Origin of the sequence: Aestuariibaculum sp. M13, assembly GCF_024723255.1 — a bacterium.
Taxonomy (GTDB): domain Bacteria; phylum Bacteroidota; class Bacteroidia; order Flavobacteriales; family Flavobacteriaceae; genus Aestuariibaculum; species Aestuariibaculum lutulentum.
In genome coordinates, this window is sequence record NZ_JANIAC010000002.1 from 25,894 (window position 1) to 41,301 (window position 15,408).

13 protein-coding genes are annotated in these 15,408 nt (G+C 35.0%); 9 read left to right on the forward strand and 4 right to left on the reverse strand.

Features of this window, described 5'->3' with window-relative positions:
• Positions 1-2: 2 nt before the first annotated feature.
• Positions 3-3,296 (reverse strand): SusC/RagA family TonB-linked outer membrane protein, encoded by a 3,294-nt coding sequence (locus NO995_RS07280; protein ID WP_258226920.1) that lies wholly within the window; start codon positions 3,294-3,296, stop codon positions 3-5.
• Positions 3,297-4,272: 976 nt separating this feature from the next.
• Between NO995_RS07280 and NO995_RS07285 the strand changes: the two genes are divergently transcribed.
• On the forward strand, positions 4,273-4,752 hold the full coding sequence (locus NO995_RS07285; RefSeq protein ID WP_258226921.1) for a helix-turn-helix domain-containing protein: 480 nt from the start codon (positions 4,273-4,275) through the stop codon (positions 4,750-4,752).
• Positions 4,753-4,765: 13 nt separating this feature from the next.
• On the opposite strand, the gene NO995_RS07290 is transcribed toward NO995_RS07285, so the two are convergent.
• Entirely contained in the window at positions 4,766-5,737 is a 972-nt protein-coding gene (locus NO995_RS07290; RefSeq protein WP_258226922.1) for a helix-turn-helix domain-containing protein, read from the reverse strand.
• A gap of 11 nt (positions 5,738-5,748) precedes the next feature.
• The gene (locus tag NO995_RS07295; protein ID WP_258226923.1) at positions 5,749-6,123 is read right to left on the reverse strand and encodes a hypothetical protein; all 375 of its coding nucleotides are present in this window, start codon (positions 6,121-6,123) and stop codon (positions 5,749-5,751) included.
• A 247-nt stretch (positions 6,124-6,370) separates the two neighbouring features.
• Between NO995_RS07295 and NO995_RS07300 the strand changes: the two genes are divergently transcribed.
• The 5 genes from NO995_RS07300 to NO995_RS07320 all read left to right on the forward strand — a co-directional run bounded on the left by NO995_RS07300 (position 6,371) and on the right by NO995_RS07320 (position 11,494).
• Positions 6,371-8,797: an aminotransferase class I/II-fold pyridoxal phosphate-dependent enzyme gene (locus NO995_RS07300; protein WP_258226924.1), complete on the forward strand. Its 2,427-nt coding sequence runs from the start codon at positions 6,371-6,373 to the stop codon at positions 8,795-8,797.
• Positions 8,798-8,864: 67 nt separating this feature from the next.
• Positions 8,865-9,710: an RteC domain-containing protein gene (locus tag NO995_RS07305; protein WP_258226925.1), complete on the forward strand. Its 846-nt coding sequence runs from the start codon at positions 8,865-8,867 to the stop codon at positions 9,708-9,710.
• Positions 9,711-10,014: 304 nt separating this feature from the next.
• Positions 10,015-10,308: a helix-turn-helix domain-containing protein gene (locus NO995_RS07310; protein WP_258226926.1), complete on the forward strand. Its 294-nt coding sequence runs from the start codon at positions 10,015-10,017 to the stop codon at positions 10,306-10,308.
• On the forward strand, positions 10,305-10,835 hold the full coding sequence (locus NO995_RS07315; protein WP_258226927.1) for a hypothetical protein: 531 nt from the start codon (positions 10,305-10,307) through the stop codon (positions 10,833-10,835). The genes NO995_RS07310 and NO995_RS07315 overlap by 4 nt, the downstream gene beginning before the upstream one ends.
• A complete protein-coding gene (locus NO995_RS07320) occupies positions 10,832-11,494 on the forward strand; it encodes an ATPase (protein WP_258226928.1) in 663 nt (220 codons plus the stop codon). The genes NO995_RS07315 and NO995_RS07320 overlap by 4 nt, the downstream gene beginning before the upstream one ends.
• 94 nt (positions 11,495-11,588) lie before the next feature.
• On the opposite strand, the gene NO995_RS07325 is transcribed toward NO995_RS07320, so the two are convergent.
• Positions 11,589-12,245 (reverse strand): N-acetylmuramoyl-L-alanine amidase, encoded by a 657-nt coding sequence (locus NO995_RS07325; protein WP_258226929.1) that lies wholly within the window; start codon positions 12,243-12,245, stop codon positions 11,589-11,591.
• A gap of 176 nt (positions 12,246-12,421) precedes the next feature.
• Here NO995_RS07325 and NO995_RS07330 point away from each other — a divergent pair, with 176 nt between their 5' ends.
• Genes NO995_RS07330 through NO995_RS07340 form a run of 3 tightly spaced genes read left to right on the forward strand, consistent with a single transcriptional unit; the run spans position 12,422 to position 15,397 of the window.
• A complete protein-coding gene (locus NO995_RS07330; protein ID WP_188229315.1) occupies positions 12,422-12,709 on the forward strand; it encodes a hypothetical protein in 288 nt (95 codons plus the stop codon).
• Positions 12,710-12,720: 11 nt separating this feature from the next.
• Entirely contained in the window at positions 12,721-12,999 is a 279-nt protein-coding gene (locus NO995_RS07335; protein ID WP_258226930.1) for a hypothetical protein, read from the forward strand.
• Positions 12,992-15,397: a TraG family conjugative transposon ATPase gene (locus NO995_RS07340; protein ID WP_258226931.1), complete on the forward strand. Its 2,406-nt coding sequence runs from the start codon at positions 12,992-12,994 to the stop codon at positions 15,395-15,397. Before NO995_RS07335 ends, NO995_RS07340 begins: the two co-directional genes overlap by 8 nt.
• The last annotated feature ends 11 nt before the right edge of the window (positions 15,398-15,408 follow it).

Here is a 15,408-nt window from a genome sequence, read left to right on the forward strand (position 1 = left end):
AATTAAAAATTTGCTGTTATTCCAATTGAAACGGATAGTGGAGAAGGGAGTGTATGACCTGTCTCACTATAATAATCAGGGTCAATACCATGTTTGTTTTTACGCCAGACAATACCTAAATTCTTGGCGTAAACGAATGCTTGTAGTGTACTAAAAGCCCCATTCTTAAAAATACTTGTAAAATCATAACCAAGTCTAATGTCTTGTAATCTAATATGATCACCTTTTTCAACTAATACCTCGGAATATTTATAAAAGGTAGCTCGATCTGAATTGGTAGGATATACAATAGAAGGAACATAGGTCGAAATTTCATCTCCCGAATTCTGCCATCTTTTTGCAAAATCTATATTTGGTGTACCGCGTAGAATTTCTGCATAATTGGGATTTATAGAACCTCTTCTAAAATAGTAACCGAGTTTGTAAAGGAAATTTAAAGAGAGATGAAAACCTTTATAATAGAAATCATTTCTTAGTGATCCATAAGTAGTAGGTATGGCGGAACCATTAAAAACTAAGTTTTTTGGTTCAAAATTATCGATAATCCCACTATAATCTTTGCTAATTTCATCATTTAAATACCCCTGAGGATCACCTGTATTAGGATCTAAACCAGCCCATTGATAACTAAAAATACTATGTAACGGATTACCAACAATACCAGTTGTGTAATTTTGAATACTATTTGAAGTTTGAGGAACTAAATATTCAGTAAGTTTATCGTTCATAACACTCATCAAGAATGTTGTATTCCAAGAAAAATCACCCTTTATATTAATACTATTCAAACTTAAATCTATACCATTAGTTCTTGTACTTGCCGTATTGCCATTATACCTCTGGAATCCTGTTTGTGGAGCTAAAGGGGTATTTACTACTAAATCCAGTCCTGATTTTTGATAGTACTCTAAGGTCCCGCTTAAACGGTTTTCTTTCAATCCAAAATCTAACCCAATGTTTATATTTTTTATACGCTCCCATCTTAGTTCGGGATTTGGGGCATTATTAATATTAATTGTATTTAGGTTGGTATAAAAAAATGAAGTGTAGCTACCCGTTAAATATGCAGAACCATTATAAACATTACCATTATATCCGTAAGTAGCTCGAAGCTTTAACAAAGGAAGCCAGGTTATGTTATAGAAAGACTCTTTACTTAAAGTCCACGCTCCACCTACAGACCATAACGGTGTTACTCTGTCATTAGATTTTACTCCAAAAATATTTGATCCGTCTTTACGGGCACTTAGATTAAGAGTATATTTATTATCATAAGAGTACGCACCATTTATATAATATGATATATATCTGTATAAGGCGCTATTTTTGTTTCCTGAGGCCAATTGCTGGATTCTGGCACTACCGGATGGATTGGTAGGGTAGAAGTCATTATAATTAAAAGTAAGTGTACCTGTTCCATAATCAGGATCATAACCGTAAGTGCCCCAAACTTGACTTGTTGTTTTTCGTTCTCTAATTTCGGCTCCTACTAGTCCAGTAATTAGATGTCTTTTGAAACTTTGATTGTAATTTATCTGGGCTCTTAAATTATTGGTTTGCCAATTGTAGTTACTTACTCTGTGTATATCGCCAAGAGGAATAATATAACTCAACTCATTAGTGTTAGAGTCGTATTGAGAAAATCTATTAATTAAATCTCGTGTATAAAAGGTGTTTTGATTGTAAATTTCTTGGTTTTCGATATGTTGTTTCTCAATCTGGTAAATTATCTCTCCGCTTAAACTTGGAAGGAACTTATATTTTGAAGATACCCTTAATAAATAACTGTTTATAGTATTTGATTTATTTGAATTTTCAATTTCTTTAAGGGGGTAATAATTCCAATCCAGAAAATTTTGAGCCCTAGTTTGGTCTATAAACGATGGCCGGTATTTGTAATTAATTGGTAATGGAACTCCTTCTGAATCTGTTAGTGAGAGATATGGAATTATTGAGGTAGTATTATACTTGTAATTCACTAAAGAGTAATTTACACCATTTTCGTATTCGAATTCATTAGATAGATTTTGTTTATTGTTACTGTAATTTACTGCCGCTGTCAGTTCCAGATTTTTGGTAGGCTTATAGGTGTTCTGACTATTTAACGTAATACGTTCAAAGCCATTGTTTATTAAATTATCACGATTTTTATCCAAGCCAAATGATAACTGATAAGTCATATCCTGTGTTCCGCCACGAAGCCCGACATTATATTGCTGGTTAATTGCTCTTTGATATACATATTTAGAAATATCATCGCGCACATCCTTGTTTTCAAGTAGCATTAATTGATTATTTGCTTCTTGTTCAGACAACATCCCATTTCTTTTAGCATTCAAAATTTCAACTACAGGGGAAACAGCTGGATAAGAAAACGTATTATTTAGGTCGCTATCAAAGTATCCCTGATCAAATAAATAAGATTCAACTGAGATATAATCAGAAGATTTCAAATTATTAGTATCATAATTTAAGTCGGGTTTGTCAATAATTGTAATAGAGCTATTAAATTCTATTTTCATTTTTTGATTGTATTGCCCCTTTTTGGTAGTAATAACAATAACTCCATTTCCAGAACGAGCTCCCCAAATCGAGGCAGCGGCAGCGTCTTTTAAAACTGTAATAGATTCTATATCATTTGGATTTATATTTCTTAAATCTCCTTCAAAGGGAAAATTGTCGATTACAATTAGTGGGTTGGCATTTGCATTTATAGTGCTTTGCCCTCTTATGCTTATACCACTATTGTTAGAAGAAAATCCGGAAGTATTAACTTGATTATTAGCTGTGTTATCATTAAATAACATTCCGCTTGTCATTCCCCTTAACCTATCAGTAATATTTGTAGAAATTGAACGATTAATGAGTTCTTTATTAATATGGTCAATAGAGCCAGTGGTTCGCTCTTTAGGAGTACTTTGATATCCTGTACTTACAATTTTTACAGCATCAAGTTCGGTAATATGTTCTTGAAGTTTAATTTGTATTTCTTTACTACCATTTATTGCCATAGTTTGTGACTTATAACCAATTGCAGTAATTAATAAGCTATCATTTGGATTAACTTCAATTTCAAAAGCGCCATCAAAATCTGTAACAACACCTTTTTTTGTATTATTAGATATTACGTGTACTCCTGCAAGAGGCATTCTTGTGGTATCTGTTATTCTACCGTTAATTGTAATGTTTTGAATTTGAGGCGCAACTGACAAGAGTATTGTATATAAAGGTATACAAAGTGTTAAGTAGGTAAAGAATATGCACCGATTCCTTATACCTAATGGTAAATTTTTCATAATTTTGAATTTGAATTGAACAATTAAGTTGTTTGATTAATAAGCCTCCTGTAGACCGCTCAAAGTTTTTCGGGAGGTTTCTCGTTTTACCGTCATGCAGTAATTGACCCAATTTTTGAATTTGGGCTGTTTCAGAAGTATTATTTCATAGGCATTCTATTTGAAAGATTTATTCATTTTAAAGAATACCCGAGCAGAACACCTTTTTGTGCTAACTATTAAATCAAGTAGGATTTACAACTGCTCAGATATGCTGTAACTAACTCAAAAGGTTTATCTCATAGGCAATTAGTTTAATTTTAGGTTATTAAAATCATTAATTTTTAACCAGAATTAATTTAGTTTCAAAAATTAATTTGGTTAATAGAATATCAAAAACAATTATTTTCTTTGTCTTGTTGGTAATATTGTCGGAAACAATTAAAGGGAGAATCGAAGAGTATGAGATAAAATGAAGAGCATAAATCCGAAATCAAAAAATCGTAAATCTCATACTAATAGAATATTGGTATTCAAATGGGGTTTTTAGGTTTTTTCTTAAAGAGAATATCGAATACGGATAATAGCAACATATAACTTAGTTGCATTTCCATATATTGTATTTTAAAACAAATATGATGTTTCATATCTTTCTTTAAGTGTATTGCTTTACAATTACAATTATCAAAGAATATAGCTATGAAAAGAAGACTACGACTTAATTAAAAAGGGCGTGAGCTCAACTTATCTGATAGAGGTACTGGTATACCACGCAACGATAAGTTATAACAGCCCACGCCCGGGTACGTGAGCATTTCTACTTATCATCTCGTTGCAAAAAAGTACCAGTTTCCTATCAGAGATTCAAAGCGAATGCTTTAATATTTTAAAGTATCGCAAATATATGTTATTAAACAAATATATAAAACATTTATTAAACGACAAAATTTCATTATAATCTATTTTTTGTCGTCTAATGTATTTGTCAATTTGATATATGGCAAAATTGGATAATTTAGAACTTCTTAAAATACTAGGGAGTAAGATTGCAGAACAAAGAATTAGGGAGGATTTGGAAATTGAAGATGTTGTAGAAATGACAGGCCTTACGTATAATACAATTTCTAAAATTGAAAATGGTTCTGATACCTACTTGTCTAATTTTATATGGGTATCCTTAGCTTTAAATATTCATCCTAAGGAATTATTGGACATAGATCTGGTAATTAGACCCAGGTATGAACTAACCCCGAAAAGAAAAGAGAAAAGTCGATTGACAAAGAGAATTGAAAAGTTAATTCATGAAGGATTTTTTAAGTCTCCTAGGAAAACAAATGAGGTATTACAAAAACTAGAAGAAAATTATCAAATAAAGTTAGAGTCTAAGAATGTTTCAACTATTTTAAAAAGATTCGCTAAGTCCGGAGATTTAAATTTGTCAAAGGAAAGAAATCGAAATTTATATTTTAATAAATGATTTTCACTTTTCCTTAATCTACCTTTTTATTATTATTTAACTTTCGTAAGTTACTAGGTGTATAATTATATTGTTTTTTAAATGCCCTAGAAAAATGTGCTGAACTTACAAAACCTGTTAAATTCATAATTTCTTTAATTGGTAAAGATGTAGATTTTATTAATATATGAGCTTTTCTAAGTTTCTCAGACATATGATATTGAGTAACAGTCATACCGTAAAGATCTCTAAACCCTTGTTTTATTTTGAAATCATTTGTGTGGTGTTGAATGGCCAGAGATTTTAGAGAGCCCAATGCCTTTTCTGGGTTATTTGCAATTTGTTCACCAATATTTCTGATTTTAATACGATCTTCTATATTGATTAAGGGTGAATTTTTTTTTAGTTCTGTATTTCTGTTTATTCTTTTTAGTTGTTTATCGATTTTACGTTTGAGTTTTTCGGTGAAAAATTGACGATTACTGGCGACATCCATGAATGTTACTAAAAGATAATTCTCCGTATTATTTACATTTAAAAGTTTGAATACTTTACAATAAACAGGAAGTAATAGAGCTGTTTTGGTTTGGTAGGTCAGTTGAACTTGGTTTTCATAATTTGATTTTTCAAGTGAAGCTTTAAATGTTTTCTTCCAGATAGGTTTTGATTCATCATCTAGTAGGTTTTCAAATGATTTATTAATTAATTCTTCCTCTTTAAATTTTAAAATTTTTGATGCATTTGGATTACTTTCCATAATAACTCCATTGGGGTCTAAAAAAAATACCGCTTGAATTAATGATGAGTATTCAGTATGCATTGAAATAAAACATTGATGCATGAAAGATTGTTGTATTTCTTCAGCAGTTAAATTTAATAAGGCAATAAGAGCTTCATATTCATCTTTATCATTACTTCTGGGAAGCCGATAGGAGAAATTACCTTTTGAAAGCTCAAAAAGAAATTTTTTAATAAGATTCAATTTTAAGTTTGATTTGGAGTTCATAATGTCAGGGTTTATTTTATATTTAATGTTTTTAGATATTGCAGTCCTTCATCATAATTGGTAAATACTTTTGTGGGGACTTTCGGGGAACTATTAGCAACATACATTTCTGATAAGATATCAGATAAAGGAGTGTTTGATATTAATGCAACTGCTGTGCTATACAAAGAGCCTTCCGAGGCCAGATAATCTCTTGCTTCTATATTTATATTTCGTATGCCTCTAATGTCGCAAAGGATGGGATAACTTACGCCATTTTGGATTTTTAATCGATCTTCAACAATTTTAATAGCTGCTTTTAAATCAATATCTACGTGCTCCTTGTATATAAAAAAGAGAAGATTATTTTCTATCCACAGGGATGCATAATCGTTTTCAATTTTCATGGGACTGGTACTTTTTTGAGTTAGGGGTTTTCAAGTTACAATATTTTGTGGTTTAATTATCAGTAGTTTAGGTGGGTTTTTGCTAAAAAGTTGCCTGAAACGGATTATTTGTTGTCTGAAACGGATTATTTTTTAGTTTGAAAGGGTTTTCTGGTGTTTTGTTGGCTCATTTTGATTAGTTTCAAATGATTTTAATTGGTTGTCTAACCAATTATTCTAACCCTAACCCCATAAAATTTAGACGCATATGGCTAAAATTAAACCTAACAACTTTTTGGATATTGTTGATGAAGTATTCACAGACGCCACCAGACAAGGTGTACTTCATTTATACGCCGATGGAGAAACCTTATCAGGGAGAACCATTGGCATTGATGGTAAATCTTTATTCCATTTTGGAACCACAGGCTATCTAGGTCTGGAACAGGATGAGCGCCTCAAACAGGCCGCTGTAGATGCCATACTAAGGTATGGCACCCAATTTCCACTATCTAAAACCTATGTATCACATCCATTATATCAAACTCTGGAGGAGAAGATAACCCAGATGTATGGAAACCCTGTGATTATTACTAAAAACAGTACCCTGGGACATATAGGAGTGATTCCTAGTGTAGTTTCTGATCAGGATGCCATTGTATTAGATCATCAGGTGCATTGGAGTGTTCAGAATGCAGCAAAACCATTAAAAACCCGAAGTGTCCCTATTGAAATGATCCGGCATAATAATCTAAATATGTTAGAAGATAAAATAAAGACCTTGTCATCAAAACATAAAAAGATATGGTATATGGCAGACGGATTGTATTCCATGTATGGTGATGCTGCTCCTGTTAAAGCACTAATGGAACTCTCCAACAAATATCCACAGCTGCATTTGTATTTTGATGATGTTCATGGTATGAGTTGGGCAGGTAAACATGGTACAGGCTATGTGATGCAAGAACTTGGAGAACTTCCTGAGCATGTACTGGTTTTTGGAACACTAAGTAAAACCTTTGGCGCCAGTGGAGCGGTGATGACCTGTTCAAATAAGAAGCTCCATAGTAAAATTAAAACCTTTGGAGGACCGCTCACGTTTTCAGCACAGTTAGAACCAGCCTCAGTAGCTGCTGCCATTGCATCGGCTGATATACATTTATCGGATGAGATTTATATGTTTCAAAAGGAGTTAAGAAATCGTGTTAATTATTTCAATACATTACTTAAAACAACCGATTTACCCCTTGTAGAAGAAAATGAGTCTCCGGTGTTTTATATTGGAACTGGGATGCCCATTACCGGTTACAATTTTGTAAACCGCTTACTTAAAGAAGGCTTTTTTGTCAATTTGGGACTTTTTCCAGCAGTACCCGTAAAGAATACCGGCGTAAGAATTACCATTTCCAGACATAACAGAACAGAGGAAATCAAAGCACTCACCGAAGCGATGGTCTACCATTATCCAAAAGCATTGGAAGCCACCCATACCACAAAGGATAAGGTGTTTGCTGCCTTCAATTTAAAAAACAAAGTATCAGAATCATCAAAATCAAATGATGTTCAGGGGCTTAGTGTTCAGTTAGAACATAGTATTTCAAAGATTGATGCCGCAACCTGGGATAGCTTGTTTGGTTCCAGAGGAGTATTTGATTATCACGGCCTTCGATTTTTAGAAAGGACATTTACCAATAAAGCCTCAGAAACACATAATTGGCAGTTTTATTATTTGATAATCAGTGATCAGATGAATAAACCTGTACTGGCGACTTACTTTACCTATGCGCTTTGGAAGGAAGATATGCTGGCACCAGAGTCGGTATCCAGAGCTATTGAAGACAAGCGAAAAGAAGATCCAAACTATATGTGTTCTTATGTGCTTAGTATGGGATCCTTATTTACAGAAGGCGATCATCTCTATATCGATCAATCGCATCCGATGTGGCTTAAAGCGATGCAGCTGATGCTTAATCAGGTGGATACATTGGATAAGAGCTTAAATCCCTCTATGATAGTGTTTCGGGATTTTAAAAAGGACGAAGTGCTCAATGAGTTTTTTCATAACCATGGGTATTTTAAAGTGACCATGCCGGAATCCGCTCAAATTTCCAAACTCAAATGGGAAGATACGCAGTCTTATGTCGAGAAACTAACCGCAAAATCACGCCGTCACTTTAGAAAAGATATACAACCCTTCGAAGCCTGTTTTGAAGTGGAGGTTAAGTTGCAGATTTCAAATCAGGAAAGCGAGGTGTTTTATCAACTTTTTCAACAGGTGAGTGCCAATAATTTGGGGCTTAATATGTTTGATTACCCCAAGGAATTACTTAATGAGATGTCATTACATCCTCACTGGGAGTTTATCATATTGCATTTAAAAGCAGAGTATACTAATGAGAAAAAATCAATACCAGTAGGTGTGATGTTTTGTTACAGTAATTCAGGGAGCACCTATGTACCGGCTTTTATAGGTATGGACTATGAGTATCTGCAATCCTATCAGGTATACAGACAGCTCTTGTTTCAAACCATAAAGCGGGCAGGAGCATTAGAAAAATCCAGTGTTGATTTTGGACTCACGGCAGCATTTGAAAAGAAAAAGCTGGGCGCCGAGGTTATCGAGAAAGTAGCCTATATGCAAGCGAAGGATAATTTTTCATTGGAACTGATGGAAATGATGGGAGGTACTAAATAAATATAACACATATGTAAATTGTCATCTTAATACCTATTCTCTCAAGGTATATTAAACACTTGTCTGAATGGATGGAACTTATGATCATGTCGTGGGAGAGTTTACTACAAAACTTTCAGAATTAAATATAGAAACCCCAATAAGTCTCAAAAATACCAATGAAGGTATTCTTTTATGTAATAATGCCCTATACCACCTGAAAACTATCGTTGACAAGAATGGGTTTAAAACCATAGAAGATGAGATTAATTTTTTCAAAAGGGTCAAGGTCGAACCACTGAGCTTACTGGTGTATTTTATTGAAGTGCGTTCCTGTCAACTTCATATGCCTAAGTTAGGATCGCGTCACAAATTGGCGTTTCTAGACAAGAAAATGGGACGAATTAATAAGTTTTTTAATCGCCATTCAGACTTTGTTCATTATATGGAACAGGATCTCTGTTATCTGGATAAGCAGTATTTCACAAGATCTCATCAGGTGTTTCCACTATATGCCCTTCCAGAATCATCCTATTTGGATCCCAAATTTTTTACTTCACATGATATGCTTTGGGCAAGAATCAAGGGCATGAACCATTATACTATCTATATCCGAAACCTTATAAAGCAGATTAAACAACAGAGTAGAAGTCATAATCCGAATCAAAAAATGACCAAACCTATGGAATGGACGGCTTCTAAAATAGCCCTTATCGAACTTCTTTATGCCATTCATGAAACACAGGTGATTAATCATGGAAAAGATGATATCAAAACCATGGCACATTTGTTTGAACAGCTCTTCGGTGTTCAATTAGGAAACATCTATAAAACCTATTCAGAGATCAAGGCCAGAAAGGGCACCAGAGCTCGGTTTTTAGAGGAACTCATAGAACGTTTTAATCATAAAATGGATCAAGATGATGCCTTTTAAAAACATTAAAATTTTGTAAGAATTGTATTCGGAGTTACGTGCAGGTTACGTATGCCAAAAAAAAACATGATTTTCATAAAATTTAGATTGTTTTGAAGGGTGAATTATATCAAAATGGACTATAAAAAGCACTAAATCGCACCAAATTTCAAAATGTTAAAGTTTGACGTAACTCCGTACGACTTACGTAAGAAATACATCAAAAGGATTCAGCTTTGCCAGTAGAAAGTCAAATCAATGCAAAGTCGCCCAAAGGTTATTTAAGGGATTTCTCGGGCGGCTTTGTTTTTAAAAATCTAATCTTATGGCAGCAACAATTATTACCACAGATGATCTTTATGAATTTAAAATTGAATTACTTGAAGATCTAAAAGCACTTCTAAGCAAGGAAACAGAAAATCGCACCAGAAAATGGTTAAAGTCACCAGAGGTGAGAGAACTCCTGGGGATTTCACATGGTACTCTTCAGAATTTACGAATCAATGGAACACTACCGTATTCCAAAGTCGGGGGCGTATTGTATTATGACTACCAGGACATCATCAAGGTGATTGAGAATAGTAAGATTCACAACAAAATTAAAACTAAGGGATTATGAAAGGGATGAATTATATTAAACATATGAATGCCGTCTTTCTCTTATTTTCAAAAGATAGCAGGTTGAACCCTACCCATATTAGTCTGTATATTGCATTATTTCAACTTTGGAATACCTATCATTTTCCAAATGAATTTTTTATCAACAGACAAGAGGTTATGTCCTTGGCTAAAATAGGTTCGAAATCCACATACCATAGATCTATAAAGCAACTTTCGCATTGGAATTATTTCAGTTACAATCCGTCTAAAAATAAATTTAAGGGGAGTCAAATTATGATGTTCCATTTTGGGACAAGAAGTGAACAAGAACTGTACTGCATCGGTACCAAAAGTGGGACAAGAAGTGGACAAGAAGTGGTACGTAAAATAAAACATATACAAACGGGAATAAACAAAAAAAACAATAACAAACAGGAAAATTTAAATTTTGAAAATTTTTCAGAAAAAAACAAACATAACGGCAGTGTCTCATATGAAGACAACTTAAAGACAAAAACCAACAAAAAATATGATGAGCCGTTATGAAACAAATTCAGCCACATATCATCATCGATGGGGATCAGAAGTTTGTGATAGGGGAATTGCAAGGCAGCAAAGTCACCTACGATTTTGACAGCATTTTGAAATACCTTCTTCACAAGGGCCAGGAACAGTTTGGTACCATGTTCAAGCTTTACGAAGAAGACCGGGATATTTTGTTTAAGCTTTGCAATTATTTCATCCGGGATGAGGCCAACTGCAAACGTCTGGATATTGATACGGGCAAAGGTCTGTTACTCAGCGGGCCTGTCGGGTCTGGGAAAACAACCCTGATGAAACTCCTTCGAACCATCGTGCCTCATCAGAAGCCTTACAAGATCATTCCATCACGTAATGTGGTTTTTGGTTTTAACCATCTGGGTTATAAAACCATTGAGGATTACGGGGATACACACTACCTGTGTTTTGATGATCTGGGTATTGAACCCATGGGCAGACATTACGGCAAGGACTGCAATGTGATGGGAGAGATTATCTTATCGCGCTATGAGCTGTTTTTAAACCACAAAATCAAAACCCATATCACCACCAACCTCAATGCCCAGGAACTTGAGGAGCGTTATGGCAATCGGGTGCGTTCCCGAATGCGGGAGCTGTTCAACCTGATCGCTTTTGAAACTTCAACCAGGGATAAGCGTAAATAAGCGTATTAGCCTTTTTTAATCCAGTCTTGAAGGATTTTGTAAAATGCGATAATAATCGCCTTTAGACAAGCAAACAGTTCGGTGTAAATCGTTTTCATAGTTTTGAATTTAGTTGATGATACAGCCCTTCAAGTAAAGCCAGAGCCATAGCTGTAATGTGTTTGGGATTAGAAAAATAGCCAGCTTCATCACTCTGCGAGATAAACCCCATTTCAATCAGAACAGCAGGATAGTGGGGGATGGAGGTTCTGAGTACTGCAAAATTGGCCGTTTTAATGCCTCGGGACTCAAACCCCAGTTTGTGATGATAATTTTTCAACATACAGTTTGCCAAAGCAAGAGAATTGTAACTGTAAATTCCAATCCCTTTCGGAACAAAAACTTCAATACCCCGCGCAAAATGCTTCGAAGCATTGCAATGAATCGATACAAAAGCATCGGCATGCAATGTCTTGGCAAGCCGATTTCGATCGGTTAAGGATACCAGTGTATCGGCGTATCTGGTGAGATATATTTCCAACTGATTTTCAAACAGGATTTGGTTTAATCGTAACATCTCCTGAGCTATGGCCAGAGTGATGTTTTTTTCCTGAATGCCAAAACCAACAGCCCCAGCATCCAAACCCCCATGACCGGGATCTATCACTACAACAGATTTTGAATTTGCATTTTGAGTAAAACACAAACCCCAAAACATCAAAATCAGCAGAAAACTGACGTTTTTGAAACAAGATTTTAGAATTTTTTTCATGTTTTCCGGTTTTTAAGTCTCTGATTTTCATACGATTTGATAGCGTTTGATTCGAAATAAAATCAAACGAATCTAATAAATATTATTTATGTAAATTATTGAAAATCAATAAGTTGAATGTAAATATATTGTAATTTTATAACATCGAAAAAGTTGTTAATCAAAATACAAGTCAGATGAAAAAAGCAATCTATTTTACAATCTTAAGTTTTTTGATCTCAGGAAGCAGTTTTGCTCAGATCGGAGGTATTGAACAATCGGTAAATGATGTATCGGATACCATCCGAAGTGTCTTTCCCATCATTTTGGGCGTGATATTCTTAGTTGGTTTCCTGTTTAATGCCGGTCACTTCTTTGGTGAGAACTCCGATTTAAAAAAAGGTATTACCCGAGTATTGGTTTTTGTATTAATAGCAGGTGCTGTTGTTGGCATCTTTACCTACCTGATTGGTATTGTTGTCTAGAGGGGGGTGATATGAAACAGTTCAAGGTTTATAAAGATATCAGAAAACAAGCCATGATTATGGGACTGCCCATAGCTTTGTTTGCCCTTATGATGACCAGTGTGTTGGTCTCTCTTCTGGTGATCATCTTTTCATTTAAAATATTGATTGTTGTTTTGGTTGTTGGATTAAACCTTGGACTGTATATCACCTTAACCCACCTAGCCAAAGGCCATTTGAAATGGCAACTGGGCAGTGTCTTTCCAAAACTCATTTCAGTAAAACAAGTAAACACGACCTCTTATGAATAAGCTGAATTTGATGCAGTATTACCCCATTCTGGATGTTCAGGAGCATATGGTTTTTGCCTCCAATGGGAATGTGATTTTGGGCTATACGTGCCAATTGCCTGAGATCTATTCCCTGTCTGAGGCAGATTTTGAAGCCATTCACGGCATCTGGTTTCAGGCCTTTAAAGCCTTGCCAGTAGGTACAGTGATTCATAAACAGGATATTTATAAGAAAAGCAGCTACTCGGCTGAAGAACTACCCAATACTTCATTTTTAGAACAAGCTACCGTCAATCACTTTAAAGACCGTAAGTACTTGGAGCATGAATCACTACTGTTTTTTAGTATGCCACATCAAAAGGGAACAAACACCTCAAAATATGTGAATCCCTTCAGGGCGGCAGATAAAGGCATTTATAAAGCAATGGATATGAAAGTGGAAGCTTTTGTGGCTTCGGTGAGTGATGCCGTTTCCTTTGTTAATAACAGTAGAAAGATAGGGCTTAAACCAATAACGCAAGAAGAGATACATAAACAAACCTTGGATTATTTCAATGGTTATAATGCCGATGTACTCACCGATATGAGACTCCATGGTTCCAGTATTGATATTGGGGATCATCAGTTTGATGTGCTAGCCATTAATAATGAAGGCTGTTTTGGAGAAGGCGTACAGAGTAGTAAAACCAATGATAAATTTACTTCAGACAGTTTTGTGTTTCATCAGGGTTTTATGGATGGATTAGGACTAAACTTAAATGAAAACCACATCATCAATCAGATCATTTATCTGGATGATAAGCACCAATGGCGAAAACTACTGGAAAAGAAAATAGAAGAATTAAAAAAGAGTTCCAATTTCGGCACGCAGAATAAGGTGGTGCTTGGGAAGATTGAAGATGTCGTTGATCAGATTAATCAGGATGAGAGCGCAAGAATTATTCGTGGTCATCTGAATATCATATTTTGGGATACAGATACCGAAAAGCTAAAAAGTATCGCCTCTAAGATTAAGGCGGAGTGTAAAGAGCTGGATATTTTGCCGTATTATCCAAAAGGCGAGGAGCGCAAGCAGTATATTTTAAATTCCTATTTCTGTCACAGTTCTAACTTTTCCAATGAAGATTTATATGTGACCGATTTAAAACATGCCCTGTGTCTGTTTATCAATAACACGAATTATCAATCGGATGGAACCGGTGTTATTTTTAATGATAGGCAATTCAATATCCCAGTACTAAAAGATGTCTGGGATGAAGGGAAAAAACGTATCAAAGCCAGAAACTTTGCCATTTTTGCGCCAACAGGTGAGGGGAAATCCTTTCTGGCTAATAACATCCTTAGGCAGTATTTTGAGAGTCAGGTACGTCTGGTGATTATTGATCTGGGTGGATCGTATTCCAAATTTGCGAAACTCTATCCCGACGATCATATCATTTTACGTTATGAACAAGGCAAGAACCTGGGGATAAATCCATTTTATGTGTCCAGTGCTGAGGATGTGACTCCTGAGCGGTTGGAAGATCTGGCTACTTTTATTTTGGAACTCTTAGCTTCAGAGGATAAAGCCTCAAAAGGCGAGGAAGTGGCCATTAAAAAGGTGCTTCGTTATTATTACCTCTATACCAAAGATAAAGTTTACTCTCTGGCTGGTCTTTACCGATTCGTAGATAATCAAAGGGAACATTTACTAAAAGACCTAGGGATTGAAGAGCGCTATTTCAAGCTTTATGATTTTCTACATGTGCTATCGGAATATGTGGATGAGGGGCTGTATAGTTTTCTCTTTAATACCGATGCCGATCAGACTTATAAAATCGAAGATAAACGCCTCATTATTTTTGAACTGGATGAAGTTCGGGATAATAAGGAAATCTTATCGGTGATGCTTAAGCTAATTAAGTCTGCCATACAGCGAACCATTTGGAGAAACAAAGCAGAGCGTGGGATTATCCTATTTGATGAGTTTGCCAAGCAACTTAAGTTTAAAAATGTACTGGAGAGTGTGGAGTTCTACTATCAGGCCATCAGAAAGCAAAACGGCGCCATTGGTATCATTTTACAATCCATTAATCAGTTACCCGATAATTCCACATCCGCCAGTATTTTGGAAAATACTCAGGTCGTGTATAGCCTACATAATGAAAAAGGCTATGATGAGCTTCAAAAACGACTGAATCTCTCCGCTCATGATCTGAATCAACTAAAGTCTATAAGGAACAATCTCTCAGGTAAACGCAAGTATACCGAGATGTTTATCAAGATTGGTAAGAGTTCTAATATTTTCAGATTAGAGGTGCCCAAAGAGGTCTTTGCAGCTTATTTAACGGACGGTAAGGAACACGAGATCATCATGAATCTGTATGAGCAAACTGGAGATATGCAGACCGCCATACAAACCTATGTCAAACAATTATAAATAGAAGTTTA

What these genes read in the sequence shown, in the direction of transcription:
- NO995_RS07335 (WP_258226930.1), top strand. Translation starts at nt 12,721, where the DNA reads ATGAAACAGTTCAAGGTTTATAAAGATATCAGAAAACAAGCCATGATT.
- NO995_RS07285 (WP_258226921.1), top strand. Translation starts at nt 4,273, where the DNA reads ATGGCAAAATTGGATAATTTAGAACTTCTTAAAATACTAGGGAGTAAG.
- NO995_RS07315 (WP_258226927.1), top strand. Translation starts at nt 10,305, where the DNA reads ATGAAAGGGATGAATTATATTAAACATATGAATGCCGTCTTTCTCTTA.
- NO995_RS07305 (WP_258226925.1), top strand. Translation starts at nt 8,865, where the DNA reads ATGGATGGAACTTATGATCATGTCGTGGGAGAGTTTACTACAAAACTT.
- NO995_RS07310 (WP_258226926.1), top strand. Translation starts at nt 10,015, where the DNA reads ATGGCAGCAACAATTATTACCACAGATGATCTTTATGAATTTAAAATT.
- NO995_RS07290 (WP_258226922.1), bottom strand. Translation starts at nt 5,737, where the DNA reads ATGAACTCCAAATCAAACTTAAAATTGAATCTTATTAAAAAATTTCTT.
- NO995_RS07280 (WP_258226920.1), bottom strand. Translation starts at nt 3,296, where the DNA reads ATGAAAAATTTACCATTAGGTATAAGGAATCGGTGCATATTCTTTACC.
- NO995_RS07325 (WP_258226929.1), bottom strand. Translation starts at nt 12,245, where the DNA reads ATGAAAAAAATTCTAAAATCTTGTTTCAAAAACGTCAGTTTTCTGCTG.
- NO995_RS07320 (WP_258226928.1), top strand. Translation starts at nt 10,832, where the DNA reads ATGAAACAAATTCAGCCACATATCATCATCGATGGGGATCAGAAGTTT.
- NO995_RS07295 (WP_258226923.1), bottom strand. Translation starts at nt 6,123, where the DNA reads ATGAAAATTGAAAACGATTATGCATCCCTGTGGATAGAAAATAATCTT.
- NO995_RS07330 (WP_188229315.1), top strand. Translation starts at nt 12,422, where the DNA reads ATGAAAAAAGCAATCTATTTTACAATCTTAAGTTTTTTGATCTCAGGA.
- NO995_RS07300 (WP_258226924.1), top strand. Translation starts at nt 6,371, where the DNA reads ATGGCTAAAATTAAACCTAACAACTTTTTGGATATTGTTGATGAAGTA.
- NO995_RS07340 (WP_258226931.1), top strand. Translation starts at nt 12,992, where the DNA reads ATGAATAAGCTGAATTTGATGCAGTATTACCCCATTCTGGATGTTCAG.